Raw genomic sequence first — 25,777 nt, forward strand, 5'->3', positions numbered from 1 at the left:
AGAACGCCTCCCGCCCCTCACTTGGCCCCCCTACCGGTGCGCCGGGTACGCTCACCGCCGTGCCACACGCTGATCAGTCCCAAACCACCCAGAAGGGCCACCCCGTGACATATCCGGGACCGCCCCGTCCGGTTCAGGTCTCCGCCGCATCCCTCGTGGAACTCGCCGGTCAGCTGGGTGCCCCCACGCCGGAGCGGGCCGCCGAGGTCACGGGCATCACCCACGACTCGCGCGCCGTCCGCCCCGGCGATCTGTACGCCGCCCTCCCGGGCGCCCGCGCCCACGGCGCCGACTTCGTCACCCAGGCCGCCGGCCTCGGCGCGGTCGCCGTGCTGACCGACCCGTCCGGCGCCGAGCGCGTCGCCGCGGCCGGACTGCCGGCGCTGGTGGTCGACGACCCGCGCGCGCGGATGGGTGAACTGGCGGCCACCATCTACGGCCACCCGGGCCGCGATCTGCTCCAGATCGGCATCACCGGCACCTCGGGCAAGACCACCACCGCCTACCTCGTCGAGGGCGGCCTGAAGACGGTCCACAGCACGGGGCTGATCGGCACGGTCGAGATGCGCATCGGCGACGAGCGCATCAAGTCCGAGCGCACCACGCCCGAGGCCACCGATCTCCAGGCCCTGTTCGCCGTCATGCGCGAGCGCGGCACCGACGCGGTCGCCATGGAGGTCTCCAGCCACGCCCTGGTCCTCGGCCGGGTCGACGGCTGCGTCTTCGACATCGCCGTCTTCACCAACCTCAGCCCGGAGCACATGGAGTTCCACTCCGGCATGGAGGACTACTTCCGGGCCAAGGCGCAGCTGTTCACGCCGGAGCGCAGCAGGCTCGGCGTGGTCAACGTGGACGACGAGTACGGCCGCCGGCTCGTCAAGGAGGCCGGCGTCCCGGTCGTCACCTACTCCGCCGAGGGGCACCCCGACGCCGACTGGCGCGCCGAGGACGTCACGGTCGGCCCGATGGACTCGACGTTCACCGTGATCGGCCCCGGGGGTGAGCGGATCGGCGCGAAGTCGCCGCTGCCGGGACCGTTCAACGTGGCCAACACCCTCGCCGCGATCGTCGCCCTCGCCGCCGCCGGGCTCGACCCGCAGGCCGCCGCCGACGGCGTCGCCGCCGTACCGGGCGTGCCGGGCCGGCTGGAGCGCGTGGACGCCGGACAGCCGTATCTCGCGGTGGTGGACTACGCCCACAAGACCGACGCCGTGGAGTCGGTGCTGCGCGCCCTGCGCAAGGTCACCGAGGGCCGGGTGCACGTCGTGCTCGGCTGCGGCGGGGACCGCGACACGACCAAGCGGATGCCCATGGGCGCCGCCGCCGCGCGGCTCGCCGACACCGCCGTACTGACCTCCGACAACCCCCGCTCCGAGGACCCCCTCTCGATCCTCGCCGCCATGCTCCACGGCGCCGCCTCCGTGCCCGCCCACGAGCGCGGCGAGGTCCAGGTCTTCGAGGACCGGGCCGCCGCGATCGCCGCCGCCGTCGCCCGGGCACGGCCCGGTGACACGGTGCTGGTCGCCGGCAAGGGCCACGAGCAGGGGCAGGACATCGCCGGGGTGGTGCGTCCCTTCGACGACCGCCAGGTGCTTCGGGAAGCCATCGAGAAAACCCAGGGATGAACTTGTGATCGCCCTCTCCCTCGCCGAGATCGCAGAAGTCGTCGGCGGGCAGACGCACGACATACCGGACCCGTCCGTCCAGGTCACCGGACCGGTCGTCCGGGACTCGCGGGAGGCGGGACCGGGCAGCCTGTTCGTCGCCTTCGCCGGCGAGCGCGTGGACGGCCACGACTTCGCGGCGCAGGTCGTCGACGCGGGCGCGGTCGCCGTGCTCGCCTCCCGGCCCGTCGGGGTCCCCGCGATCGTCGTGGCGGACGTCCAGGCGGCCCTCGGCGCCCTCGCCCGGCACGTCGTCGGCCGGCTCGGCACCACCCTCGTCGCGCTCACCGGCTCGGCCGGCAAGACCAGCACCAAGGACCTCATCGCGCAGGTCCTGCAGCGCAAGGCGCCGACCGTCTTCACCCCCGGCTCGCTCAACAACGAGATCGGGCTGCCGCTCACCGCGCTCACCGCCACCGAGGAGACGAAGTTCCTCGTACTGGAGATGGGAGCGCGCGGAATCGGCCACATCCGCTACCTCACCGGTCTGACGCCCCCGAGAGTCGGACTGGTCCTGAACGTCGGCTCCGCCCACATCGGCGAGTTCGGCGGCCGGGAGCAGATCGCCCAGGCCAAGGGCGAGTTGGTGGAGGCCCTGCCCCCGGCCGAGGAGGGCGGCGCCGCGATCCTCAACGCGGACGACCCCCTCGTACGGGCCATGGCATCCCGTACGAAGGCGAAGGTGATCCTTTTCGGAGAGTCCGACGAAGCGGACGTTCGGGCCGAGAACGTGCGACTCACGGACAGCGGACAGCCTTCCTTCAGGCTTCACACACCCTCCGGTGCATCCGATGTGACCATGCGCCTGTACGGTGAGCATCACGTGTCGAACGCGCTCGCCGCGGCCGCCGTCGCCCACGAGTTGGGCATGTCCGCAGACGAGATCGCCACCGCGCTCTCCGAGGCGGGCTCCCTCTCCCGCTGGCGGATGGAGGTCACCGAGCGCCCGGACGGCGTGACGGTCGTCAACGACGCCTACAACGCGAACCCCGAGTCCATGAAGGCCGCGCTGCGCGCGCTGGCGGCCATGGGCAAGGGACGCCGTACGTGGGCGGTGCTCGGCAAGATGGCCGAGCTCGGGGACGAGGCGCTCGCCGAGCACGACGCGGTCGGACGGCTTGCCGTCCGGCTCAACGTCAGCAAGCTCGTCGCGGTCGGGGGCAGGGAAGCCGCCTGGCTGCAACTGGGCGCATATAACGAGGGTTCGTGGGGTGAGGAGTCGGTGCACGTGTCCGACGCACAGGCGGCGGTCGACCTGTTGCGCAGCCAATTGCGCCCGGGAGACGTCGTTCTCGTGAAGGCGTCCCGTTCGGTAGGGCTCGAGAGCGTGGCGCAGGCGCTGCTCGAGACCGGTGCCGAGGGTGAGGTCGCAGCCCGATGATGAATCAGATCCTGTTCGCAGGAGTCATTGGCCTCTTCCTGACGCTGATCGGCACCCCGCTGCTGATCAAACTGCTCGCGCGCAAGGGGTACGGGCAGTACATCCGTGACGACGGCCCGCGCGAGCACGCCAGCAAGCGCGGTACGCCGACCATGGGCGGCATCGCCTTCATCCTGGCGACGGTCGCCGCGTACTTCCTCAGCAAGGTGATCAGCGGCGAGCCGCCGAGGTACTCCGGCGTGCTGGTGCTGGGCCTGATGGTCGGCATGGGCCTGGTCGGCTTCCTGGACGACTACATCAAGATCGTCAAGCGGCGCTCGCTGGGTCTGCGGGCCAAGGCGAAGATGGCCGGCCAGCTGATCGTCGGCATCGCCTTCGCGGTGCTCTCGCTGCAGTTCGCGGACTCCCGCGGACAGACCCCGGCCTCCACGAAGCTGTCGTTCATCACGGACTTCGGCTGGACCATCGGCCCGGTGCTGTTCGTCGTCTGGGCGCTGTTCATGATCCTCGCCATGTCGAACGGCGTGAACCTGACCGACGGTCTGGACGGTCTCGCCACCGGCGCCTCCGTGCTCGTCTTCGGCGCCTACACCTTCATCGGCGTCTGGCAGTTCCAGGAGTCCTGCGCCAACGGCGAGACGCTGACCAACCCGGGCGCCTGCTACGAGGTGCGCGACCCGCTGGACCTCGCGGTCGTCGCCTCCGCGCTGATGGGTTCCTGCCTCGGCTTCCTGTGGTGGAACACCTCCCCGGCCAAGATCTTCATGGGCGACACCGGTTCGCTGGCGCTCGGCGGTGTGCTCGCGGGTCTCGCGATCTGCTCCCGCACCGAGCTGCTGCTGGCCATCCTGGGCGGTCTGTTCGTCCTCATCACCATGTCGGTGGTCATCCAGGTCGGCTCGTTCAAGCTCACCGGGAAGCGGGTCTTCCGGATGGCGCCACTCCAGCACCACTTCGAACTCAAGGGCTGGTCCGAAGTCCTTGTGGTGGTCCGCTTCTGGATCATCCAGGGCATCTGCGTGATCGTCGGACTGGGCCTCTTCTACGCGGGATGGGCAGCGGACAAGTGACCGACTGGCAGGGAAAGCACGTCACCGTCGCCGGACTCGGAGTCTCCGGCGTCCCGGCGGCCAAGGTGCTGCACGGGCTCGGCGCGCGGGTCACCGTCGTCAACGACGGGGACGACGCGCGGGCGCGTGAACAGGCCGCCGAACTGGAGGCGCTGGGCGTCACCGTGCGCCTGGGCGACGGCGACACCCTGCCCGAAGGCGCCGAGCTGATCGTCACGGCCCCCGGCTGGAAGCCCGACAAGCCGCTGTTCGCGGCGGCGGGCGCGGCCGGGGTGCCGGTGTGGGGCGACGTCGAACTCGCCTGGCGGCTCAGGAAGCCCGACGCGGCCCCCTGGCTCGCGGTCACCGGCACCAACGGCAAGACCACGACCGTCCAGATGCTCGCCTCCATCCTGGAGGCGGCGGGCCTGCGCACCGCCGCCGTCGGCAACATCGGCGTCTCCCTCCTCGACGCGGTGCTCGGCGAGGAGGAGTACGACGTGCTCGCCGTGGAGCTGTCCAGCTACCAGCTCCACTGGGCGCCCTCCCTGCGCGCCCACTCGGCGGCCGTCCTCAACCTGGCTCCGGACCACCTCGACTGGCACGGCTCCATGGAGGCGTACGCCGCCGACAAGGGCCGGATCTACGAGGGCAACCGCGTCGCCTGCGTCTACAACGTGGCCGACAAGGCCACCGAGGACCTGGTCCGCGAGGCCGACGTCGAGGAGGGCTGCCGCGCGATCGGCTTCACCCTGGGCACGCCGGGGCCCTCCCAACTCGGCGTCGTGGAGGGCATCCTGGTCGACCGCGCCTTCGTCGAGAACCGGCACAAGAACGCCCAGGAACTCGCCGAGGTCTCCGACGTGACGCCCCCGGCCCCGCACAACATCGCCAACGCCCTTGCCGCCGCGGCCCTCGCGCGGGCCTACGGGGTGCCCGCGAGCGCCGTACGGGACGGCCTGCGGGCCTTCACCCCGGACGCCCACCGCATCGCGCACGTCGCCGACGTGGACGGGGTCGCGTACGTCGACGACTCCAAGGCGACCAACACGCATGCCGCGCAAGCCTCGTTGGCGGCCTACGAGTCGATCGTGTGGATCGCGGGCGGGCTCGCCAAGGGCGCCACCTTCGACGAACTGGCCGCCGGCGCGGCCAAGCGGCTGCGCGGCGCCGTGCTGATCGGCCGGGACCGCGCCCTGATCCGCGAAGCCCTCGCGCGACACGCCCCGGAAGTACCCGTCGTCGACCTCGACCGGACCGACACTGGGGCGATGCTCCGGGCCGTCCAGGAGGCGCGGCGGCTCGCCCGGCCCGGCGACACGGTGCTGCTGGCCCCGGCCTGCGCCTCGATGGACATGTTCGCCAACTACAACAAGCGCGGTGACGCGTTCGCACAGGCGGTGCGCGAGCTCGGCGCCTGACCCCGGCCCGCCTGGCGCCGGGCGACCTTGGGAGGGACGCGTGGGACCGTCGACGGCGTACAGCGGAGGCCCGGATGAGCGGTAGCCGTACCGGGCGCCCGCCCGTGCAGCGGGCGGCGCGCCGGCCCGTCGTGTCCGGGCCCGCGCGCGAGAACCCGCTGCGCACCCTGATCGTCCGGGCGCGCAGGGCCTGGGACCGGCCGCTGACCGCGTACTACCTGATCCTCGGCGGCAGCGCGCTGATCACCGTGCTGGGCCTGGTGATGGTCTACTCGGCCTCCCAGATCACGGCGCTGCAGATGTCGCTGCCGGGCTCCTACTTCTTCCGCAAGCAGCTGCTGGCCGCCGCGATCGGCGGCGTACTGCTGCTGGTGGCCTCCAGGATGCCGGTGAAGCTGCACCGGGCCCTGGCCTACCCGATCCTCGCGGGCGCCGTCGTCCTGATGGCCCTGGTGCAGGTGCCGGGGGTGGGGGTCTCGGTCAACGGCAACCAGAACTGGATCGCCGTCGGCGGCTCCTTCCAGATCCAGCCCAGCGAGTTCGGCAAGCTCGCGCTGGTGCTGTGGGGCGCGGATCTGCTCGCCCGCAAGCAGGACAGGCGGCTGCTGTCCCAGTGGAAGCACATGCTGGTGCCGCTCGTCCCGGCCGCCTTCATGCTGCTCGGACTGATCATGCTCGGCGGCGACATGGGCACGGCGATCATCCTGACGGCGGTCCTCTTCGGCCTGCTGTGGCTGGCGGGGGCGCCGACCCGGCTGTTCGTCGGCGTGCTGTCGATCGCCGCGCTGCTCGGCGCGATCCTCATCCGCACCAGCCCCAACCGCATGGCCCGGCTCGCCTGCCTCGGCGCCACCGAACCCCGGACGGGACCGGTCGACTGCTGGCAGGCCGTGCACGGGATCTACGCCCTCGCCTCCGGCGGAATCTTCGGTTCCGGACTCGGTGCGAGCGTGGAGAAATGGGGCCAACTCCCCGAAGCGCACACGGACTTCATCTTCGCCGTCACCGGTGAGGAACTGGGTCTGGCGGGGACGCTGTCGGTACTCGCCCTGTTCGCGGCTCTAGGCTATGCGGGTATCCGCGTGGCCGGACGCACGGAGGACCCCTTCGTCAGGTATGCCGCGGGAGGCGTGACCACCTGGATCACGGCCCAGGCCGTGATCAACATCGGTGCGGTGCTCGGTCTGCTGCCGATCGCCGGAGTCCCGCTCCCGCTGTTCTCCTACGGGGGATCCGCCCTGCTGCCGACCATGTTCGCCATCGGGCTGCTGATCGCCTTCGCGCGTGAGGACCCCGCTGCACGGATGGCGCTTGCCATGCGGCAACCCCGCTTTGGTAAAAAGCGGAACGGGGGTTCACAGCGGCCCCGCAGATGGAACACGATGCGACGGCGTGCCCCGGTGGCGCGTTCGTCCGGAGAGCGGTGAATTTCGGTGCATGTCGTACTCGCCGGCGGAGGAACCGCGGGCCACATCGAGCCCGCGCTCGCCCTCGCGGACGCCCTGCGCAGGCAGGATCCGACCGTGGGCATCACGGCCCTGGGCACGGAGCGAGGCCTGGAGACCCGTCTCGTACCCGAGCGCGGGTACGAGCTGGCGCTGATCCCCGCCGTGCCGCTGCCACGCAAGCCCACCCCCGAGCTGATCACCGTTCCGGGCCGGCTGCGCGGCACCATCAAGGCGGCCGAGCAGGTCCTGGAACGCACCAAGGCGGACGCCGTGGTCGGCTTCGGCGGCTACGTCGCCCTGCCCGGCTACCTCGCGGCCAAGCGGCTCGGCGTGCCGATCGTGATCCACGAGGCCAACGCCCGGCCCGGACTGGCCAACAAGATCGGCTCCCGGTACGCCGCCCAGGTCGCCGTCTCCACGCCCGACAGCAAGCTGCGGGGCGCCCGCTACATCGGCATCCCGCTGCGCCGCGCCATCTCCACCCTCGACCGGGCCGCGGTGCGCCCCGAGGCCCGCGCCGCGTTCGGCCTCGACCCCAATCTGCCCACGCTGCTGGTCTCCGGCGGCTCGCAGGGCGCCCGCCGGCTCAACGAGGTCGTCCAGCAGGTCGCTCCGTGGCTCCAGCAGGCCGGCATCCAGATCCTGCACGCGGTCGGCCCGAAGAACGAACTGCCGCAGGTGCACCAGATGCCGGGTATGCCCCCCTATATCCCGGTAAGTTACCTGGACCGGATGGACCTCGCGTACGCCGCGGCCGACATGATGCTCTGCCGCGCGGGCGCGATGACCGTCGCCGAACTCTCCGCCGTCGGGCTCCCGGCCGCCTACGTCCCGCTGCCCATCGGCAACGGCGAACAGCGGCTCAACGCCCAGCCGGTGGTCAAGGCCGGCGGCGGACTGCTGGTCGACGACGCGGAGCTGACGCCCGAGTGGGTGCAGCAGAACGTCCTGCCCGTGCTCGCCGACCCGCACCGGCTGTACGAGATGTCCCGTGCCGCCGCCGAGTTCGGCCGCCGGGACGCCGACGACCTGCTCGTCGGCATGGTGTACGAGGCGATCGCCGCCCGTGCGCACCGCTAGAGGCGTATGACGGAGGGCAGGCAGCATGGCCGGATCGACCACCGCCGAGCGTGGTGAACGCAAGCGGGAGTCGTCCGGCCCGCTGCCGCGCGTCCGGCGGTTCGGACGACGACAGGTTCGTCGGATCATCATTCTCGCCGTCGCCCTGGTGTTCCTCGGCAGTGGGACGTTCTGGCTGCTGTACGGGTCGGACCTGGTGCGCGTGGAGCGCGTGTCGGTGTCGGGGACCCGGGTCCTGACGCCCGCGGAGGTGCGCGAGGCCGCCGACGTCCCCCTCGGGGAACAGCTGGTCTCCGTCGACACCGACGCGATCGAGGCGCGGCTTTCCTCCGCTTTGCCCCGGATCGACACCGTCGACGTGGTGCGTTCCTGGCCGCACGAAATCACCCTGGAGGTGACGGAACGTACCGCCGTTCTCCTCGTTCACAAGGGCGGGAAGTTCATCGAAGTGGACGAGGAAGGTGTCCGGTTCGCCACGGTTTCCAAGGCTCCCGAAGGCGTGCCCGCGCTGAAGTTGGCCGTCTCCGGGACCGGTTCCGCGGCGGCGAGCCTGCGCCGCTTCGGCGAGGACCGGCTGACCCGGGAGGCGGTGCGGGTGGCCGGCGCGATCCCGGACCCCGTGGCGCACGCCACCCGCAGCGTCAAGGTCCGTTCCTACGACGACATCTCGCTGGAACTGGCGGACGGACGTACGGTCGACTGGGGAAGCGGTGAGAAGGGCGCCGAGAAGGGCCGTGCCCTCACCGCGCTGATGAAAGCCGAGTCCGGTGCGCGGCACTTCGACGTCAGCGTGCCCACGGCCCCGGCGTCAGCAGGGAGTTGACGCACATCGGTGCAGGTCGGCACCCCGGTTGGGCAGCGCTACGGCTGATCACATAGGGTGAAAAGAAAAACGGGAGGTTCGGCGTGTTCGTTGAACGGGCGCCACTTGTCGACTTAGTGTCCTGTTCAGAAGACTCCAGGGAACGGACACACTGGTAACCCTAAACTTCAACGTTAGGGTTCGGGTCGGCGCTACGGACCGTCCCATTCGGCATCAGTCGTCGGGTCGCGGGGGCATCAGTGCTTCAGCGGTCGGGCGACACGTAACTCGAGGCGAGAGGCCTTCGACGTGGCAGCACCGCAGAACTACCTCGCAGTCATCAAAGTCATCGGTGTCGGCGGCGGTGGTGTCAACGCCATCAACCGGATGATCGAGGTCGGTCTCAAGGGCGTCGAGTTCATCGCCATCAACACCGACGCGCAAGCCCTGTTGATGAGCGACGCCGACGTCAAGCTCGACGTCGGCCGTGAACTCACCCGCGGACTCGGCGCCGGAGCCAACCCGGCCGTCGGCCGCAAGGCCGCGGAGGACCACCGCGAGGAGATCGAGGAGGTCCTCAAGGGGGCCGACATGGTCTTCGTGACGGCCGGCGAGGGCGGCGGCACCGGCACCGGCGGCGCGCCCGTCGTGGCCAACATCGCCCGCTCGCTGGGCGCCCTCACCATCGGCGTGGTCACGCGCCCGTTCACCTTCGAGGGGCGGCGTCGCGCGAACCAGGCCGAGGACGGCATCGCCGAGCTCCGCGAAGAGGTCGACACCCTCATCGTGATCCCGAACGACCGCCTGCTGTCCATCTCGGACCGCCAGGTGTCGGTCCTCGACGCCTTCAAGTCGGCGGACCAGGTGCTGCTCTCCGGTGTGCAGGGCATCACCGACCTCATCACCACGCCCGGTCTGATCAACCTGGACTTCGCGGACGTCAAGTCGGTCATGTCCGAGGCCGGATCGGCCCTCATGGGCATCGGCTCGGCCCGCGGCGACGACCGCGCGGTGGCCGCGGCCGAGATGGCCATCTCCTCGCCGCTCCTCGAAGCCTCCATCGACGGCGCCCGCGGCGTGCTGCTCTCCATCTCCGGCGGATCCGACCTCGGTCTGTTCGAGATCAACGAGGCCGCCCAGCTGGTCAGCGAGGCCGCCCACCCCGAGGCCAACATCATCTTCGGCGCGGTGATCGACGACGCCCTCGGCGACGAGGTCCGGGTCACCGTGATCGCGGCCGGCTTCGACGGCGGCCAGCCGCCGGCCAAGCGGGACAACGTCCTCGGCTCGTCCTCGGCCAAGCGCGAGGAGCCCGCCCCGGCGCGGCAGCCGGAGAGCCGCCCGTCCTTCGGTTCGCTCGGCAGCGTCACGCCGAAGGAGGACCCGGAGCCGGTGGCGCCGGAGCCGGTGGACATCCCGGTCGTCCAGCCCCCGGTCCCGCCGTCGCGGACCTACGACAGCGCGGCCGAGGAACTGGACGTACCGGACTTCCTGAAGTGATAGGGCGGCGCGAGAGCGTGAGCGGCGCGCACTTCGCCTTCACCGACCGGTGGGGCGGGGTGAGCGCCGCTCCGTATGAGGAGCTCAACCTCGGCGGGGCCGTCGGCGACGACCCCGGCGCCGTGCGCGCCAACCGCGAACTGGCCGCCGAGTCCCTCGGCCTGGACCCGGCCCGGGTGGTCTGGATGAACCAGGTGCACGGGGCCGACGCGGTCGTGGTCGACGAACCCTGGGGCGGGAACCCGGTCCCCGAGGTCGACGCGATCGTCACCGCGCGGCGCGGACTCGCCCTCGCGGTGCTCACCGCCGACTGCGTGCCGGTGCTGCTCGCCGACCCCGTCGCGGGCGTCGTCGCCGCGGCCCACGCGGGCCGGCCCGGCATGATCGCCGGGATCGTCCCCGCCGCCGTGCGGGCCATGACCGGACTCGGCGCCGACCCCGCGCGGATCGTCGCCCGCACCGGACCCGCCGTCTGCGGCCGGTGCTACGAGGTGCCGGAGGCGATGCGCGACGAGGTGGCCGCCGTCGAGCCGGCGGCGCACGCCGGGACGAGCTGGGGCACGCCGGCGGTCGACGTGGGCGCGGGCGTGCACGCGCAGCTCGAACGGCTCGGGGTGCGCGACCGGGAGCAGTCGTCGGTGTGCACGCTGGAGTCGGCTGATCACTTCTCGTACCGCCGCGACCGCACCACCGGGCGGCTCGCGGGCTACGTGTGGCTGGACTGATGGGACATGACGGACCGTAAGGACGAACTCGCCGCGAACCTGGCGAGAGTGGAGAACCGGATCGCCGCCGCGTGCGCCGCCGCCGGGCGCGGGCGCGACGAGGTGACCCTGATCGTGGTCACCAAGACCTACCCCGCGGACGACGTGCGGATCCTGTCCGGACTCGGGGTGCGCCATGTCGCCGAGAACCGGGACCAGGACGCCGCCCCCAAGGCGGCGGAATGCGCGGATCTGCCCCTTACCTGGCACTTCGTCGGTCAACTTCAGACCAATAAGGTGCGCTCTGTGGTGGGTTACGTCGATTTCGTGCAGTCCGTCGACCGTTCCCGACTGGTGACGTCCCTCTCCAAGGAGGCCGTGCGGGCCGGGCGCGAGATCGGCTGCCTGATCCAGGTGGCGTTCGACGCCGACGACGGCGGCCGGGGCGAGCGCGGGGGCGTGGCGCCCGGCGGGGTCGCGGAGTTGGCCGAGCTGATCGCGCGCTCCGAGGGGCTGCGGCTCGGCGGACTGATGACCGTCGCCCCGCTCACCGGGGAGTACGCGGGACGCGAACGGGCGGCCTTCGAGCGGCTGATGGATGTGTCGGCCGACCTGCGCCGGACCCATCCGGCTGCGAACATGGTCTCGGCGGGGATGAGCGCGGACCTCGAACAGGCCGTGGCCGCCGGAGCGACACATGTGCGCGTCGGCAGTGCGGTGCTCGGAGTCCGCCCCGGCCTCCGGTAACGTCGCCAAGAAGTCGGACCACAGCAGAAAATATGGTCAGTTCCGCCGAACAGCGGACATAAAGACCTAGTGGATCGCGGGCACTTGGCGGTCGTCAGCGGATCCACCACAGAGCGGAGGACTCGGAGCATGGCCGGCGCGATGCGCAAGATGGCGGTCTACCTCGGCCTCGTGGAGGACGATGGGTACGACGGCCGCGGATTCGACCCAGACGACGACTTTGAACCCGAACTCGACCCGGAGCCCGAGCGGGACCACCGGCGGCACGAGCCGTCGCACCAGCCGCACGTGTCACATCAGCCCCAAAGGGACGAAGAGGTACGAGTCGCCCACCCTCCCGCGCCGCGCGAACCGGTCGCCCGATCCGCTTCGCTCCCCGCGGAATCGCCACGCCCGGCGCGGATCGCGCCCGTGGCATCCATCACACAAGAACGCGCAAGCCTGGAGAAGAACGCACCGGTGATCATGCCCAAGGTCGTGTCGGAACGAGAGCCTTACCGGATCACCACGCTTCACCCGCGGACCTACAACGAGGCCCGTACCATCGGGGAACACTTCCGTGAGGGCACGCCGGTGATCATGAATCTGACGGAGATGGACGACACGGACGCGAAGCGACTTGTCGACTTCGCGGCCGGTCTGGTGTTTGGTCTTCACGGCAGTATCGAGCGGGTGACGCAGAAGGTGTTCCTGCTGTCTCCTGCTAACGTCGATGTCACGGCGGAGGACAAGGCCCGCATCGCAGAGGGCGGGTTCTTCAACCAGAGCTGAGACGCGGGACCGGATCAAGAGCGGTACAGGGGAGAGGGAAAAGCAGGCCATGGGCGTGTTCGCGCAGGTGATCTACATCGCGCTGATGGTGTTCCTCATCGTGCTGATCTTCCGTTTGGTCATGGATTACGTGTTCCAGTTCGCCCGCTCGTGGCAACCCGGCAAGGCGATGGTGGTCGTCCTGGAGGCCACCTACACTGTCACCGATCCACCGCTGAAGCTTCTGCGGCGGGTCATCCCGCCGCTGCGTCTCGGGGGCGTGGCGCTCGACCTGTCCTTCTTCGTCCTGATGATCATCGTCTACATCCTGATCTCGATCGTGGGCAATCTCGCGAGGTGACTGTGGACGATACGGTCTTGCCGACTGCCGATGACTACGTTGAGGTGAAGAGATGCCGTTGACCCCCGAGGACGTGCGGAACAAGCAGTTCACGACCGTCCGCCTCCGAGAAGGCTATGACGAGGACGAGGTCGATGCCTTCCTCGACGAGGTCGAAGCCGAACTGACCCGCCTGCTCCGCGAGAACGAGGACCTGCGCGCCAAGCTGGCCGCGGCCACGCGCGCCGCCGCCCAGAACCAGCAGAACATGCGCAAGCCTCCCGAGCAGCAGGACCAGCAGCAACAGCAGGGGCCGCCCCAGGGCATGCCCCAGCAGGGCATGCGAGGTCCCGGCGCTCCGGTGCCCGCCGGCATATCGGGCCCGCCGCAGCAGCAGATGGGTGGCCCCATGGGTGGTCCGCCCCAGCTGCCGAGCGGTGCTCCTCAACTGCCCGCCGGCCCCGGCGGACAGGGCGGCCCGCAGGGCCCCGGCCCCATGGGCCAGGGCGGCCCGATGCAGGGGCAGATGGGTCAGGGCGGCCCGATGGGTCAGGGTGGCCCGATGGGTCAGGGTGGCCCGATGCAGGGGCAGATGGGTCAGGGCGGCCCGATGGGTCAGGGTGGCCCGATGCAGGGGCAGATGGGCCAGGGTGGCCCCATGCAGGGGCAGATGGGCCCCGGCGGCCCCATGGGCGGCCCCGGCATGCCCGGCCAGGGGGGCCCCGGCGGCGACAGTGCCGCGCGCGTCCTGTCGCTGGCCCAGCAGACCGCGGACCAGGCGATCGCGGAGGCCCGTTCCGAGGCCAACAAGATCGTGGGCGAGGCGCGTTCGCGTGCCGAGGGCCTCGAGCGGGACGCCCGCGCCAAGGCGGACGCCCTGGAGCGGGACGCGCAGGAGAAGCACCGCGTCGCGATGGGCTCCCTGGAGTCCGCCCGCGCCACGCTGGAGCGCAAGGTCGAGGACCTGCGCGGCTTCGAGCGCGAGTACCGCACGCGGCTGAAGTCCTACCTGGAGTCGCAGCTGCGTCAGCTGGAGACCCAGGCGGACGACTCGCTCGCCCCGCCGCGTCAGCCCGCGAGCGCCGCGCCGTCGCTGCCGCCGTCCCCGGCGCCCTCGATGGCTCCGGCCGGTGCCGGTGCGCCGTCCTACGGCGGCAACCAGACGATGGGCGGCGGCCCCGGCGGTCAGGGCGGCCCGTCCTACGGCGGCGGTCAGCAGCAGATGCAGCCGGCGATGACCCAGCCGATGGCGCCGGTGCGTCCGCAGGGCCCCTCGCCGATGGGCCAGGCCCCCTCGCCGATGCGCGGCTTCCTGATCGACGAGGACGACAACTGACGGCCCCGTGACCATGAGTACGGCGTAGCGGTCGGCAGCGTTCAGGGCGGGCCCCGGGTTCACGAACCCGGGGCCCGCCCTTTCGCTACGCGTGTTCACGCTGGTTTGCGGTTTTCGTCCGGGCCTGGGTGACATGTCCGACGTATGCAACGCCGAAGGCCGGGGCCCCAAGATTCTTGGTGGGCCCCGGCCTTCGGCGTGCGCGCCTGCCCGTCTGCGGGGGCAGGCGGGCAGGCGCCCGCGGATCGTGTGTGGCTGATCGCGCAGTTCCCCGCGCCCCTCAGGGCGCGGGGCCCACCGGCGCTTTACGCCTTGCGCAGGCGGAACGTCAGGGACAGGCCCTCGTCCGTGAACGCGTTCCCGTACGTGTCGTCCGCCTCGCCCCGGGCGAAGTCCGTGGCGAGGACCTCGTCGGAGATCAGTTCCGCGTGCTCCGTCAGCGCGGCGACCGTCGCGGGCTCCGTCGCCGTCCAGCGCAGGGCGATCCGGTCGGCCACGTCGAGGCCGCTGTTCTTGCGGGCCTCCTGGATCAGTCGGATCGCGTCACGGGCCAGGCCCGCGCGGCGCAGCTCCTCGGTGATCTCCAGGTCGAGGGCGACCGTGGCGCCGGCGTCGGACGCCACCGACCAGCCCTCGCGCGGGGTCTCCGTGATGATCACCTCGTCGGGAGCGAGGGTGATCGTCTCTCCGTCGACCTCCACCGAGGCCGTGCCCTCACGCAGCGCCAGGGACAGCGCGGCGGCGTCCGCGTGCGCGACCGCCTTGGCGACGTCCTGGACGCGCTTGCCGAACCGCTTGCCCAGCGCACGGAAGTTGGCCTTCGCCGTGGTGTCCACCAGCGAGCCGCCCACCTCGGACAGCGACGCCAGCGACTCGACGTTCAGCTCCTCCGTGATCTGCGTGTGCAGTTCGGGGTCGAGGCCGGCGAAGCCGCCCGCCGCGATCAGCGCGCGCTTCAGCGGCTGGCGGGTCTTCACGCCCGACTCCGCGCGCGTGGCCCGGCCCAGCTCCACGAGCCGGCGCACCAGCACCATCTGCTTCGACAGCTCGGGGTCGATCGCGGACAGGTCCGCCTCGGGCCAGGAGGACAGGTGCACCGACTCCGGGGCGCCCGGGGTGACCGGAACGACCAGGTCCTGCCAGACCCGCTCGGTGATGAACGGGGTCAGCGGGGCCATCAGCCGGGTGACCGTCTCCACGACCTCGTGCAGCGTGCGCAGCGCGGCCTTGTCGCCCTGCCAGAAGCGGCGCCGGGAGCGGCGGACGTACCAGTTGGACAGGTCGTCGACGAACGCGGACAGCAGCTTGCCGGCGCGCTGGGTGTCGTACCCCTCCAGCGCCTGGGTCACCTGGTCGGTGAGCGCGTGCAGCTCGGAAAGGAGCCAGCGGTCGAGAACGGGCCTGTCGGCCGGGGCCGGATCGGCCGCCGACGGCGCCCAGTTCGACGTACGGGCGTACAGGGCCTGGAAGGCGACCGTGTTCCAGTACGTCAGCAGCGTCTTGCGGACGACCTCCTGGATGGTGCCGTGGCCCACCCGGCGGGCCGCCCACGGGGAACCGCCGGCCGCCATGAACCAGCGGACCGCGTCGGCGCCGTGCTGGTCCATGAGCGGGATCGGCTGCAGGATGTTGCCCAGGTGCTTGGACATCTTGCGGCCGTCCTCGGCGAGGATGTGACCGAGGCAGACGACGTTCTCGTACGACGACTTGTCGAAGACCAGGGTGCCGATCGCCATCAGCGTGTAGAACCAGCCGCGGGTCTGGTCGATGGCCTCGCTGATGAACTGCGCCGGGTAGCGGGCCTCGAACAGTTCCTTGTTCTTGTACGGGTAGCCCCACTGTGCGAACGGCATCGACCCCGAGTCGTACCAGGCGTCGATGACCTCCGGCACGCGCGTGGCCGTCTTCGCGCACGTCGGGCAGGCGAAGGTGACCTCGTCGATGTACGGGCGGTGCGGGTCGAGCCCCGACTGGTCGGCGCCGGTGAGCCCGGTGAGCTCAGCGCGGGAGCCGACGACCGTGAGGTGGTCGTCCTCGCAGCGCCAGATCGGCAGCGGGGTGCCCCAGTAGCGGTTGCGGGACAGCGCCCAGTCGATGTTGTTGTTCAGCCAGTCGCCGTAGCGGCCGTGCTTGACCGTGTCCGGGAACCAGTTGGTGTTCTCGTTCTCCTGGAGCAGACGGTCCTTGATGGCGGTGGTGCGGATGTACCAGGACGGCTGCGCGTAGTAGAGCAGCGCGGTGTGGCAGCGCCAGCAGTGCGGGTAGCTGTGCTCGTACGGGACGTGCTTGAAGAGCAGGCCGCGCTCGTCGAGGTCCGCGGTGAGCTTCTCGTCGGCCTTCTTGAAGAAGACGCCGCCGACCAGGGGGACGTCCTCCTCGAAGGTCCCGTCGGGGCGGACCGGGTTGACGACGGGCAGGCCGTAGGAGCGGCAGACCTTGAGGTCGTCCTCGCCGAAGGCGGGGGACTGGTGGACCAGACCCGTGCCGTCCTCGGTGGTGACGTACTCGGCGTTCACCACGTAGTGCGCCTCGGCCGGGAACTCGACCAGCTCGAAGGGGCGCCGGTAGGTCCAGCGCTCCATCTCGGCGCCGGTGAAGGACTCCCCGGTGGCCTCCCAGCCCTCGCCGAGCGCCTTGGCGAGCAGCGGCTCGGCGACGACCAGCTTCTCCGTGCCCTCGGGGCCCTTCGTCGCGACGACGTAGGTGACCTCGGGGTGGGCGGCGACCGCGGTGTTGGAGACCAGGGTCCACGGGGTCGTCGTCCAGACGACCAGCGAGGCCTCGCCGGCCAGCGGGCCGGAGGTGAGCGGGAAGCGGACGTAGACGGACGGGTCGACGACCGTCTCGTAGCCCTGCGCCAGCTCGTGGTCGGACAGGCCGGTGCCGCAGCGGGGGCACCAGGGGGCGACGCGGTGGTCCTGGACCAGCAGGCCCTTGTCGAAGATCTCCTTCAGCGACCACCAGACGGACTCGACGTACTCCGGGTCCATGGTGCGGTAGGCGTCGTCGAGGTCGACCCAGTAGCCCATGCGGGTCGTCAGCTCGGTGAAGGCGTCGGTGTGGCGGGTCACCGACTCGCGGCACCTGGCGTTGAACTCGGCGATGCCGTACGCCTCGATGTCCTGCTTGCCGGAGAAGCCGAGCTCCTTCTCCACGGCCAGCTCCACCGGGAGGCCGTGGCAGTCCCAGCCGGCCTTGCGGGCCACGTGGTAGCCGCGCATGGTGCGGAAGCGGGGGAAGACGTCCTTGAAGACGCGGGCCTCGATGTGGTGGGCGCCGGGCATGCCGTTGGCGGTGGGCGGGCCCTCGTAGAACACCCATTCGGGGCGCCCCTCGGACTGCTCCAGGCTCTTGGCGAAGATCTTCTGCTCGCGCCAGAAGTCGAGCACCGCGTGCTCGAGGGCGGGCAGGTCGATCTGGGCGGGTACCTGGCGGTACGTCGGCGTTGTCATCAGCTGGCTTCCTCCGGCGGACTTGCTGCCTTCCGTCCGGAGGGACGAGAGCTGTGTCGATCCCTGCGCCGCCGTCGGCGCGCTCCCGCGGTACCACCCTCCTTGGCCCCCCGGTGCCACGTGTGCTCCGGTGAGCCCCCTCATTGGGGTCGCGATGCCGGTTCTACCGCCCCGCACGGGGTTTCTTCCGGCGGCTCCGGGGTGATCTTCACGTCGCGCTCACCCCCGGGCTCACACCGTCCCCGGGTCGCTCTGGGCTGCGTACGCCGCTACTCGTCCCCATCCACGCTTTTCGCTCCGCCCAGTGTACGGCGCGGCGGGGAGGGCGGCCGACCGGATTTCCGCTCGCCCCGCGACCCGGCCTCCCCCGAATGGCGAAGCGTGCCCGTTCGGATCCGGGGACGTCCGTGTCGGTGGCATACCCGGCGGGGAGCTGGGCACAACGCATGCAGGCTCGCCGCGCGGCGTCCGCGGGGCGGGGGAATCGGGCGGTGCGCCCCGTTGCCGCGGGACTCGAGTCGATTTATCGTCCCAGCACGATTTGCGCGCAAGATCACAATATGTGAAGGGGCCGCGGCCATGGTGGCGAAGAAGACCGCCGTACAGCAGCCGGCACCGTCCGGCAGGCACGGGCTCGCTCATGGCGACGGGGCCGGGGGGCCGGGCGGGCCGGCCGGAGCCACGACGCCACGGACGACGGCGACGAGGCCGTCCGCCGGGAAGGGGACGGCCGGGAAGGCGCCGGTCGCCGCGGAGGAGCCGACGGCGCGCACGGCGCCCGGCGACGGGACGGCGGCGGCGCGGCCGCGGTCCGGGGCGCCCGGGAAGAAGACATCCGCGAAGAAGGCGCCGGCCAGGAGAGCCGCGACCGGAAAGGCGCCCGCGCGGAAGGCCGCGGCGGGGGATGCGCCCGCGCGGAAGGCGGATGCCGAGGAGGCGTCCGCGACGAAGAAGGCCCCTGCGAAGAAAGCCCCTGCCGGGAAGGCGGCGGCCGAGAAGGGGACCGGCGAGGCGGCCGGGCCTGGTGGGGACGGGGCGGGGAAGAAGGTGTCGGGACGGGGGGCCGGCCCGGGGGTGGTTCCCGAGGGGGGCCGAGAGGCCGGATCGCCGGGCTCGGGCGGCGGTGCCGCCGGGACCGGCGGGCCCGTACAGGATGTGGCCGGGCACAGCACGGCCGATGACGCGGGCGCGGTGGATGCCGCGGCGCAGACGGGAGTGACGACGGTGGGTGCGAAGAAGACTCCTGGCACGGCCACGGCGGCGAAGAGCCCCGTACCCAAGGCCCGGATCGGCGCGGCGGAGCCGGGCGACCTCGCGGTACGTCCGGGCGAGGACCCCTGGACCCCGGAGGAGGCCGAGGAGGCGCGGACCGAGCTGACGTCCGAGGTGCTGCGGCTGCGCGAGGAGATCACCTCCTCCGAGCAGTCGCTGGCCGGCCTGATGCGGGACTCCGGCGACGGCGCGGGCGACGACGACGCCGACACCGGCACCAAGAACATCACGCGCGAGCACGAACTCGCGCTCGCCGCGAACGCGCGCGAGATGCTCAGCCAGTTCGAGCGCGCCCTGCAGCGCCTCGACGCCGGTACCTACGGCCTGTGCGAGAACTGCGGCAATCCCATCGGAAAGGCCCGTATGCAGGCCTTTCCCCGGGCCACCCTGTGCGTCGAGTGCAAGCAGAAGCAGGAGCGGCGGTACTGATCGGCGGGCGCGCGGGGCGTGCCGTACCCTCGTCCTCAGTCAGGTACCTAGGCTGAGGGACTCACGTGGCAGAGGCGGAGCGCATCATCGGTACGCCGGACACCCCGGACGCGGACCGGGAGGAGCGGGAACGGGCCGGCGCCGAGGGGACGGCGGCGGAGGCCGGGCGGCCCCGGGGCAAGCGGCGGATCGCCGTGCTGTTCACCGTCGCCGTGTTCGCCTACGCCCTCGACCTGATCAGCAAGATGATCGTGGTGGCCGAGCTGGAGCACCATGAGCCCATCGAGATCGTCGGGGAGTGGCTGAGGTTCGAGGCGATCCGCAACGCGGGCGCGGCCTTCGGCTTCGGCGAGGCCTTCACCGTGATCTTCACGGTGATCGCCGCGTCCGTGATCGTGGTGATCATCCGCCTCGCCCGCAAGCTCTACAGCCTGCCGTGGGCGATCGCGCTGGGCCTGCTGCTCGGCGGCGCCCTCGGCAACCTCACCGACCGGATCTTCCGGTCGCCGGGCGTCTTCGAGGGCGCGGTGGTCGACTTCATCGCGCCCAAGGGGTTCGCCGTGTTCAACCTGGCGGACTCGGCGATCGTGTGCGGCGGCATCCTGATCGTGCTGCTGTCGTTCCGGGGCCTCGACCCGGACGGCACCGTCCACAAGGACTGAACGCGCGTACGGGGTCGTCGGACCCGTCCGGCATACTCGACGGGTGAGCACGATTCCCGAGATCCGTACCCTGCCCGTGCCCGACGGCCTGGAGGGCGAGCGCGTCGACGCCGTCATCTCCCGCATGTTCGGCTTCTCCCGTACCAAGGCGGCCGAGCTCGCCGCCGCGGGGAAGGTCACGGTCGACGGATCGGTGGTCGGCAAGTCCGAGCGGGTCAGTGGCGGCGCCTGGCTCGAGGTGGAGATGCCGCAGGCGCCCACGCCGGTCCAGGTCGTCGCCGAGCCGGTCGAGGGCATGGAGATCGTGCACGACGACGACGACGTGGTCGTGATCGTGAAGCCGGTCGGCGTCGCCGCCCACCCCTCGCCGGGCTGGACCGGCCCGACGGTGATCGGCGGCCTGGCCGCCGCCGGGTACCGCATCTCGACCTCCGGCGCCGCCGAGCGCCAGGGCATCGTGCACCGCCTCGACGTCGGCACCTCCGGCCTGATGGTGGTCGCCAAGTCGGAGCGCGCGTACACGTCGCTGAAGCGCCAGTTCAAGGAGCGCACGGTCGACAAGCGCTACCACACGCTCGTCCAGGGCCACCCCGATCCCACCAGCGGCACCATCGACGCCCCCATCGGCCGCCATCCGCAGCACGACTACAAGTGGGCGGTCACCGCCGACGGCAAGCCGTCCGTCACGCACTACGACCTCATCGAGGCCTTCCGCGCCGCCTCCCTCCTCGACGTCAAGCTGGAGACCGGCCGCACCCACCAGATCCGCGTCCACATGGCCGCCCACCGGCACCCCTGCGTCGGCGACCTGACCTACGGCGCCGACCCCACGCTCGCCAAGCGGCTCCGGCTGACCCGCCAGTGGCTGCACGCCGTGCGCCTCGGCTTCGAGCACCCGGGCGACGGGCAGTGGGCGGAGTTCTCCTGCGACTACCCGGAGGACCTGCAGCAGGCGCTGGACCAGGTCCGCGAGGAGACCTACGCGTGAGCGCCGCCTTCACGGTCCGCGTGGCGGAGGAGCCCGCCGACCGCGAGGCGTGCTTCGCGGTCCGCAAGGAGGTCTTCGTCGCCGAGCAGGGCGTCCCCGAGGACATCGAGTACGACGCCTACGACGCCGGCGCCGTCCATGTGCTGGCGGTCGGGCAGGACGGCACACCGCTCGGCACCGGACGGCTGCTGCACGGCGGGGCCGCCGCGGCGAAGAACGGCGGCGACCCGGCGGTCGGCTCGCTCGGCCGGCTCGCGGTGACGCGCCGGGCCCGGGGCCTCGGGGTCGGGGCGGCGCTGGTGCGGGCCATCGAGGACGCGGCCCGCGCGCAGGGCCTCACCGCCGTCGACCTGCACGCGCAGACCCACGCCCTCGGTTTCTACGAACGGCTGGGCTACGAGGCCTACGGCCCCGAGTTCCCGGACGCCGGGATACCGCACCGCGCCATGCGGCGCGTTCTGCCGGCGGGATTGCGAACGGCCGGGTGAGGGCATCGGCGTGGCAGGGTGGAGATCCACCCGCCGATCGTCGATCCGCCCGGAGCCGTGACCGTGGACCAGTTGACCCTGCTGTTCGCCCTGCTGCTCGGGGCCGTGGTGAGCGTCCCGGTGGGGGAGCGGCTGGGACTGCCCGCGCCGGTGCTGATGACGGTCCTCGGGGCCGTACTGGCCCTGCTGGACTTCGTGCCGAACGTCGACGTCCCGCCTGACCTGATCCTCCCGCTGCTGCTTCCGCCCCTGCTCTACGCCGCCGTACGACGGACCTCCTGGCGGCAGTTCGCGGCGAACGTCAGACCGATCCTGCTGCTCGCGGTGGCGCTGGTCTTCGTCACCACGCTGTGCGTGGCCGTCGTCGCCCACGCGATCGTGCCGGGGCTGCCGCTGGCCGCCGCCGTGGCCCTCGGCGCCCTGGTCGCGCCGCCCGACCCGGTCGCGGCGACCGCCGTCGCCGGGAAGCTGGGGCTGCCGCGCCGGCTGGTGTCGATCCTGGAGGGCGAGGGGCTCTTCAACGACGTCACGGCGATCGTCCTCTACAACGTGGCGATCGCCGCCGCCGTGAGCGGCGGTTTCTCGGCCTGGGAGGCCGGGCTCGACCTGGTGCTGTCGGCCGTGGTGGCGGTGGCGGTCGGGCTCGCGCTGGGCTGGGGCGCCAACAAGCTGATGGACTTCCTCGGGGACGCGACCCTGCAGATCGGGCTGAGCCTGCTCGTGCCGTACGCCGCCTATGTCGCGGCCGAGGAACTGCACGGCTCGGGCGTGCTCGCCGTGCTCACCACCGCGCTGTTCCTGGCGGAGTACGCCACCGACGCCGACGACGTCATGACCCGGCTGGCCGGGCACACCTTCTGGGACATCGTCGACACCCTCGTCACCGGGGTCGCGTTCGGGCTGGTCGGGCTCGAACTGCACAACGCGGTGCGGACCGCGGCCGGTCACTGGGGCGAGCTGCTCACCTGGGCGGCGGTGATCGTGGGCGTGGTCGTCCTGGTCCGGCTGTTGTGGCTGCTGCCGGCGACCTGGCTGACGAAACGGCTGCACGCCGCCCGGGACACCGCCGAGGAGATCCCGGTGAGCTGGCGCGAGACCGTGGTGATGTGGTGGGCCGGGATGCGCGGGGTGGCCTCCGCCGCGCTGGCGCTGGCGATCCCGCTGGAGACCGGCGCCGGAGGCGACTTCCCCGGCCGGGGCGAGATCATCTTCATCGCGTTCGGTGTGATCATGGCGACTCTGCTGGTGCAGGGGCTGAGCCTGCCGTGGCTGGTGGGGCGGCTGGGGGTGCGGGACGACAGCGGGCGGGAGAAGCGGTTCGAGCACGACCTGGCGGTCCGTGCGGCCAAGGCGGCGAAGCGCAGGCTGCGCACGATCGAGGAGGCCGAGGACCTGCCGGAGGAACTGTCCGAGCAGATGCTGCGCAGCGCCTTCGACATCGGGGTGCGGATCAGCCCCGACCTCGCGGACGACGAACGGCGGGAGGCGCACCGGCAGCGGGCGCGGCGGCTGAAGCGGGTGCGGGAGATCCAGCGGGAGATGCTGAGCGCGGCGCGGCACGAGGTGCTGGCCGCGCGGAGCGAGGCGGGGGCGGATCCGGAGGTCGTGGACCGGGTGCTGCGGCAGCTGGATGTGCGCAGCCTGCGGTGAGCTGCGCGGCGCCGGGGGCTGCGTGTTCCTAGGATCGCCTCATGACTCGGAACGTTGTGATCAGCGGAGGCGGTACCGGGATCGGGCTGGCCGCCGCGCAGGTGTTCGCCGCCGACGGGGACCAGGTGCTGCTGCTCGGACGGCGCGGGGACGTACTGGAGCGGGCGAAGGTGCCGGGCGCCCTGACGTACGCCGCCGATCTGGCCGACCCGGAGGCCGTGCGCGGCGTGGCCGGTTTCGTGGGCCGGGAGTTCGGCGCCGTGGACGTGCTGATCCACTGCGCCGGCGGCAACGGACTCCTCGAACCCCCCGTCGGCGGCGACGACCCCCTCGACGCGGTCGCCCGTGACTGGACGGTCAACTTCCGCCTCAATGCGCTGACCGCCGTACTGCTCACCGAGGCCCTGCGGGAACGGCTCGCCGAACCGGGCGGGAGGGTGCTGTTCCTCGGCTCCATCGCCGCCTACCGGGGGTCCGGACGGGGGTCGTACGCGGCGGCCAAGGCGTCGCTGCATCCGTACGCCCACGCCCTGGCCCGGGAACTGGGGCCGCACGGCATCACGGTGAACGTGGTCGCGCCGGGCTACATCGAGGACACCGGGTTCTTCGGCGACGGCATGGACGAGGAGCGGCGGGCCCGGCTGATCGCCGAGACGTCCGACGGACGCGCCGGGACGCCCGGGGACGTCGCCGCGACCCTGCACTGGCTGGCGTCCCCGGGCGCCGCGCACGTCACCTCGCAGATCATCCAGGTCAACGGCGGGGCCGAGCGGGGCCACTGAGGGCCGTCAGCGCTCCCGGGGGTGGCGGTGCGCGCGGCGGGCCGCGGGCACACCGTCGGGGACGCGGTGGCCGTCGGGGACGCGGTACCCGTCGAAGCGGGGCGCGGGCACCGCGTCCGCCGTGTTGACCCGGGGGAGGGCGTAGGGATGCTCGTCCGTCAGCCAGCGGATCATCTGCTCGCGGACCGCGACCCGCACCGTCCAGATGTCGTCGGCGTCCCTGGCCGTCACCAGGGCGCGCACCTCCATGGTGCTGGGGGTGCTGTCCGTCACGGTCAGGTTGAAGGCGCGGCCGTCCCAGGCCGGGCACTCCCGGAGGACGTCACGGAGCTTGTCGCGCATCGCCTCCAGCGGCGCCGAGTGGTCGAGGTGCCAGAAGACGGTGCCGGTCATCTGCGGCGTACCGCGCGACCAGTTCTCGAACGGCTTGGAGGTGAAGTACGACACCGGCATGGTGATCCGGCGCTCGTCCCAGGTGCGCACGGTCAGGAAGGTCAGCGTGATCTCCTCGACCGTGCCCCACTCGCCGTCCACGACCACCGTGTCGCCGATGCGCACCATGTCGCCGAAGGCGATCTGCAGTCCGGCGAACATGTTGCCCAGCGTGGACTGGGCGGCCACACCGGCGACGATGCCGAGGATGCCGGCCGAGGCCAGCAACGAGGCCCCGGCCGCCCGCATCGCGGGGAAGGTCAGCAGCATCGCGGCCACCGCCACCACACCGACGATCGCCGAGACCACCCGCCGGATCAGCGTCACCTGGGTGCGCACCCGGCGGACCCGGGCGGGGTTGCGCTGGCGGTGGGTGCTGGCGTACCGGGCGTACGTGGTCTCGACGACCGCGGCCGCGATCCGGATCGCCAGCCAGGCGGCCGACCCGATCAGCACGAGCGTCAGGATCCGGCCGAGGGCGATCTCGCGGTCCGGCAGCAGCCGTGCCTCGTCGTACGACCCTCTGAGCAGCGCCGCGCAGAGCAGCAGCTGGTAGGGGACCCGGGCGCGGCGCAGCAGGCCCCACAGCGGAGTCTCGTGGTGGCGTTCGTCGGCCTTGCGCAGCAGCAGGTCGGTGGCCCAGCCGAGCAGCAGTGTGAGCACGACCGAGCCGCCGACCACGATCAATGGGCGGAGCACGTCATCCATGCCCCCGAACCTAACCGGCCCGGACGGGCATGAACATGTGACTTCCGCACCATCACGGGTAGTGCCTCGATCCGGCGTCGTCACACCGGGCTGGCACCATGGACCGCATGAACATCATGCTCTTTCACTCGACCCACGGTCTGCGGCCCGCGGTGCACCGGGCCGCGGACCGGCTGCGCGCGGCCGGACACGAGGTGTGGACGCCCGACCTCTTCGAGGGCCGCACGTTCGACACGGTCGAGGAGGGCATGGCGTACCAGGACGCGACCGGCAAGGAGGAGCTGCTGAAGCGGGCCGTGCTGGCCGCCGCGCCCTACTCCGGGCGGGGGCTGGTGTACGCGGGGTTCTCCTTCGGCGCCTCCGTCGCCCAGACGCTGGCCCTCGGCGACGACAAGGCGCGCGGACTGCTGCTCCTGCACGGCACGTCGGACATCGCGGAGAGCGCCTCGGCGGACGGACTGCCGGTACAGCTGCACGTCGCCGAGCCCGACCCGTTCGAGACCGACGACTGGCTCACCGCCTGGTACCTGCGGATGGGCCGGACCGGGGCCGACGTCGAGGTGTACCGGTACGCGGGGGCCGGCCACCTCTACACCGACCCCGATCTGCCGGACTACGACGAGGAGGCCGCCGAGGCCACCTGGCGGGTGGCGCTCGGCTTCCTCGACTCCCTGGAGGACTGACCCGGGCGA

General features: G+C 71.7%; 22 protein-coding genes. 20 read left to right on the plus strand and 2 right to left on the minus strand.

Annotation, left to right across the window (positions count from 1 at the left end; translation table 11 throughout):
* The first annotated feature begins 104 nt into the window (after positions 1 to 104).
* The 13 genes from ADK41_RS34335 to ADK41_RS34395 all read left to right on the plus strand — a co-directional run bounded on the left by ADK41_RS34335 (position 105) and on the right by ADK41_RS34395 (position 14,222).
* Entirely contained in the window at positions 105 to 1,625 is a 1,521-nt protein-coding gene (locus ADK41_RS34335; protein ID WP_030820594.1) for a UDP-N-acetylmuramoyl-L-alanyl-D-glutamate--2,6-diaminopimelate ligase, read from the plus strand.
* Between the two features lie 4 nt (positions 1,626 to 1,629).
* Positions 1,630 to 3,045 (plus strand): UDP-N-acetylmuramoyl-tripeptide--D-alanyl-D-alanine ligase, encoded by a 1,416-nt coding sequence (locus tag ADK41_RS34340; protein WP_030820596.1) that lies wholly within the window; start codon positions 1,630 to 1,632, stop codon positions 3,043 to 3,045.
* Positions 3,042 to 4,115, plus strand: coding sequence for a phospho-N-acetylmuramoyl-pentapeptide-transferase (gene mraY / locus ADK41_RS34345; protein WP_030820598.1), 1,074 nt, complete (start codon positions 3,042 to 3,044; stop codon positions 4,113 to 4,115). Before ADK41_RS34340 ends, mraY begins: the two co-directional genes overlap by 4 nt.
* A complete protein-coding gene (gene murD, locus ADK41_RS34350; RefSeq protein ID WP_030820599.1) occupies positions 4,097 to 5,515 on the plus strand; it encodes a UDP-N-acetylmuramoyl-L-alanine--D-glutamate ligase in 1,419 nt (472 codons plus the stop codon). The genes mraY and murD overlap by 19 nt, the downstream gene beginning before the upstream one ends.
* Positions 5,516 to 5,589: 74 nt before the next feature.
* Positions 5,590 to 6,942 carry a putative lipid II flippase FtsW gene (ftsW, locus tag ADK41_RS34355; RefSeq protein WP_030820601.1) on the plus strand — a complete coding sequence of 451 codons (1,353 nt, stop codon included), beginning with the start codon at positions 5,590 to 5,592 and terminating at the stop codon, positions 6,940 to 6,942.
* Positions 6,943 to 6,948: 6 nt separating this feature from the next.
* A complete protein-coding gene (gene murG, locus ADK41_RS34360) occupies positions 6,949 to 8,043 on the plus strand; it encodes an undecaprenyldiphospho-muramoylpentapeptide beta-N-acetylglucosaminyltransferase (protein WP_030820604.1) in 1,095 nt (364 codons plus the stop codon).
* A gap of 25 nt (positions 8,044 to 8,068) precedes the next feature.
* Positions 8,069 to 8,866, plus strand: coding sequence for a cell division protein FtsQ/DivIB (locus ADK41_RS34365; RefSeq protein WP_030820605.1), 798 nt, complete (start codon positions 8,069 to 8,071; stop codon positions 8,864 to 8,866).
* Positions 8,867 to 9,154: 288 nt separating this feature from the next.
* On the plus strand, positions 9,155 to 10,345 hold the full coding sequence (ftsZ, locus tag ADK41_RS34370; protein WP_030820607.1) for a cell division protein FtsZ: 1,191 nt from the start codon (positions 9,155 to 9,157) through the stop codon (positions 10,343 to 10,345).
* Positions 10,342 to 11,070, plus strand: a complete 729-nt coding sequence (gene pgeF, locus ADK41_RS34375) for a peptidoglycan editing factor PgeF (RefSeq protein ID WP_030820609.1) — start codon at positions 10,342 to 10,344, stop codon at positions 11,068 to 11,070. Before ftsZ ends, pgeF begins: the two co-directional genes overlap by 4 nt.
* Before the next feature lie 6 nt (positions 11,071 to 11,076).
* Entirely contained in the window at positions 11,077 to 11,796 is a 720-nt protein-coding gene (locus tag ADK41_RS34380; protein ID WP_030820611.1) for a YggS family pyridoxal phosphate-dependent enzyme, read from the plus strand.
* A gap of 129 nt (positions 11,797 to 11,925) precedes the next feature.
* On the plus strand, positions 11,926 to 12,567 hold the full coding sequence (locus ADK41_RS34385; RefSeq protein WP_030820613.1) for a cell division protein SepF: 642 nt from the start codon (positions 11,926 to 11,928) through the stop codon (positions 12,565 to 12,567).
* 49 nt (positions 12,568 to 12,616) lie between these two features.
* Positions 12,617 to 12,907 carry a YggT family protein gene (locus ADK41_RS34390; protein ID WP_030820615.1) on the plus strand — a complete coding sequence of 97 codons (291 nt, stop codon included), beginning with the start codon at positions 12,617 to 12,619 and terminating at the stop codon, positions 12,905 to 12,907.
* A gap of 52 nt (positions 12,908 to 12,959) precedes the next feature.
* Positions 12,960 to 14,222: a DivIVA domain-containing protein gene (locus ADK41_RS34395; RefSeq protein WP_030820617.1), complete on the plus strand. Its 1,263-nt coding sequence runs from the start codon at positions 12,960 to 12,962 to the stop codon at positions 14,220 to 14,222.
* A gap of 305 nt (positions 14,223 to 14,527) precedes the next feature.
* On the opposite strand, the gene ileS is transcribed toward ADK41_RS34395, so the two are convergent.
* On the minus strand, positions 14,528 to 17,674 hold the full coding sequence (gene ileS, locus ADK41_RS34400; RefSeq protein ID WP_030820620.1) for an isoleucine--tRNA ligase: 3,147 nt from the start codon (positions 17,672 to 17,674) through the stop codon (positions 14,528 to 14,530).
* Between the two features lie 1,224 nt (positions 17,675 to 18,898).
* Between ileS and ADK41_RS44425 the strand changes: the two genes are divergently transcribed.
* The 6 genes from ADK41_RS44425 to ADK41_RS34435 all read left to right on the plus strand — a co-directional run bounded on the left by ADK41_RS44425 (position 18,899) and on the right by ADK41_RS34435 (position 23,945).
* Positions 18,899 to 19,375 carry a TraR/DksA family transcriptional regulator gene (locus tag ADK41_RS44425; RefSeq protein ID WP_030820624.1) on the plus strand — a complete coding sequence of 159 codons (477 nt, stop codon included), beginning with the start codon at positions 18,899 to 18,901 and terminating at the stop codon, positions 19,373 to 19,375.
* A gap of 65 nt (positions 19,376 to 19,440) precedes the next feature.
* Positions 19,441 to 20,037 carry a signal peptidase II gene (lspA, locus tag ADK41_RS34415; protein WP_030820625.1) on the plus strand — a complete coding sequence of 199 codons (597 nt, stop codon included), beginning with the start codon at positions 19,441 to 19,443 and terminating at the stop codon, positions 20,035 to 20,037.
* Between the two features lie 43 nt (positions 20,038 to 20,080).
* Positions 20,081 to 21,025, plus strand: coding sequence for an RluA family pseudouridine synthase (locus tag ADK41_RS34420; protein WP_030820627.1), 945 nt, complete (start codon positions 20,081 to 20,083; stop codon positions 21,023 to 21,025).
* Positions 21,022 to 21,513, plus strand: a complete 492-nt coding sequence (locus tag ADK41_RS34425) for a GNAT family N-acetyltransferase (RefSeq protein ID WP_030820629.1) — start codon at positions 21,022 to 21,024, stop codon at positions 21,511 to 21,513. The genes ADK41_RS34420 and ADK41_RS34425 overlap by 4 nt, the downstream gene beginning before the upstream one ends.
* A gap of 63 nt (positions 21,514 to 21,576) precedes the next feature.
* Positions 21,577 to 23,163, plus strand: a complete 1,587-nt coding sequence (locus ADK41_RS34430) for a Na+/H+ antiporter (protein ID WP_030820631.1) — start codon at positions 21,577 to 21,579, stop codon at positions 23,161 to 23,163.
* Between the two features lie 41 nt (positions 23,164 to 23,204).
* Positions 23,205 to 23,945, plus strand: coding sequence for an SDR family NAD(P)-dependent oxidoreductase (locus ADK41_RS34435; protein WP_030820633.1), 741 nt, complete (start codon positions 23,205 to 23,207; stop codon positions 23,943 to 23,945).
* A 6-nt stretch (positions 23,946 to 23,951) separates the two neighbouring features.
* Here ADK41_RS34435 and ADK41_RS34440 read toward each other — a convergent pair whose 3' ends face one another.
* Entirely contained in the window at positions 23,952 to 25,085 is a 1,134-nt protein-coding gene (locus tag ADK41_RS34440) for a mechanosensitive ion channel family protein (protein ID WP_030820635.1), read from the minus strand.
* A 107-nt stretch (positions 25,086 to 25,192) separates the two neighbouring features.
* Here ADK41_RS34440 and ADK41_RS40330 point away from each other — a divergent pair, with 107 nt between their 5' ends.
* On the plus strand, positions 25,193 to 25,768 hold the full coding sequence (locus ADK41_RS40330) for a dienelactone hydrolase family protein (protein ID WP_078661824.1): 576 nt from the start codon (positions 25,193 to 25,195) through the stop codon (positions 25,766 to 25,768).
* Positions 25,769 to 25,777: the final 9 nt, after the last annotated feature.

Origin of the sequence: Streptomyces caelestis (genome assembly GCF_001279005.1) — a bacterium.
Lineage (GTDB): Bacteria > Actinomycetota > Actinomycetes > Streptomycetales > Streptomycetaceae > Streptomyces > Streptomyces heliomycini.

What these genes read in the sequence shown, in the direction of transcription:
- ADK41_RS34380 (WP_030820611.1), top strand. Translation starts at nt 11,077, where the DNA reads ATGACGGACCGTAAGGACGAACTCGCCGCGAACCTGGCGAGAGTGGAG.
- ftsW (WP_030820601.1), top strand. Translation starts at nt 5,590, where the DNA reads ATGAGCGGTAGCCGTACCGGGCGCCCGCCCGTGCAGCGGGCGGCGCGC.
- ADK41_RS40330 (WP_078661824.1), top strand. Translation starts at nt 25,193, where the DNA reads ATGAACATCATGCTCTTTCACTCGACCCACGGTCTGCGGCCCGCGGTG.
- ADK41_RS34435 (WP_030820633.1), top strand. Translation starts at nt 23,205, where the DNA reads ATGACTCGGAACGTTGTGATCAGCGGAGGCGGTACCGGGATCGGGCTG.
- ADK41_RS34395 (WP_030820617.1), top strand. Translation starts at nt 12,960, where the DNA reads ATGCCGTTGACCCCCGAGGACGTGCGGAACAAGCAGTTCACGACCGTC.
- ADK41_RS34390 (WP_030820615.1), top strand. Translation starts at nt 12,617, where the DNA reads ATGGGCGTGTTCGCGCAGGTGATCTACATCGCGCTGATGGTGTTCCTC.
- ADK41_RS34440 (WP_030820635.1), bottom strand. Translation starts at nt 25,085, where the DNA reads ATGGATGACGTGCTCCGCCCATTGATCGTGGTCGGCGGCTCGGTCGTG.
- murD (WP_030820599.1), top strand. Translation starts at nt 4,097, where the DNA reads ATGGGCAGCGGACAAGTGACCGACTGGCAGGGAAAGCACGTCACCGTC.
- ADK41_RS34385 (WP_030820613.1), top strand. Translation starts at nt 11,926, where the DNA reads ATGGCCGGCGCGATGCGCAAGATGGCGGTCTACCTCGGCCTCGTGGAG.
- ileS (WP_030820620.1), bottom strand. Translation starts at nt 17,674, where the DNA reads ATGACAACGCCGACGTACCGCCAGGTACCCGCCCAGATCGACCTGCCC.
- mraY (WP_030820598.1), top strand. Translation starts at nt 3,042, where the DNA reads ATGATGAATCAGATCCTGTTCGCAGGAGTCATTGGCCTCTTCCTGACG.
- ADK41_RS34365 (WP_030820605.1), top strand. Translation starts at nt 8,069, where the DNA reads ATGGCCGGATCGACCACCGCCGAGCGTGGTGAACGCAAGCGGGAGTCG.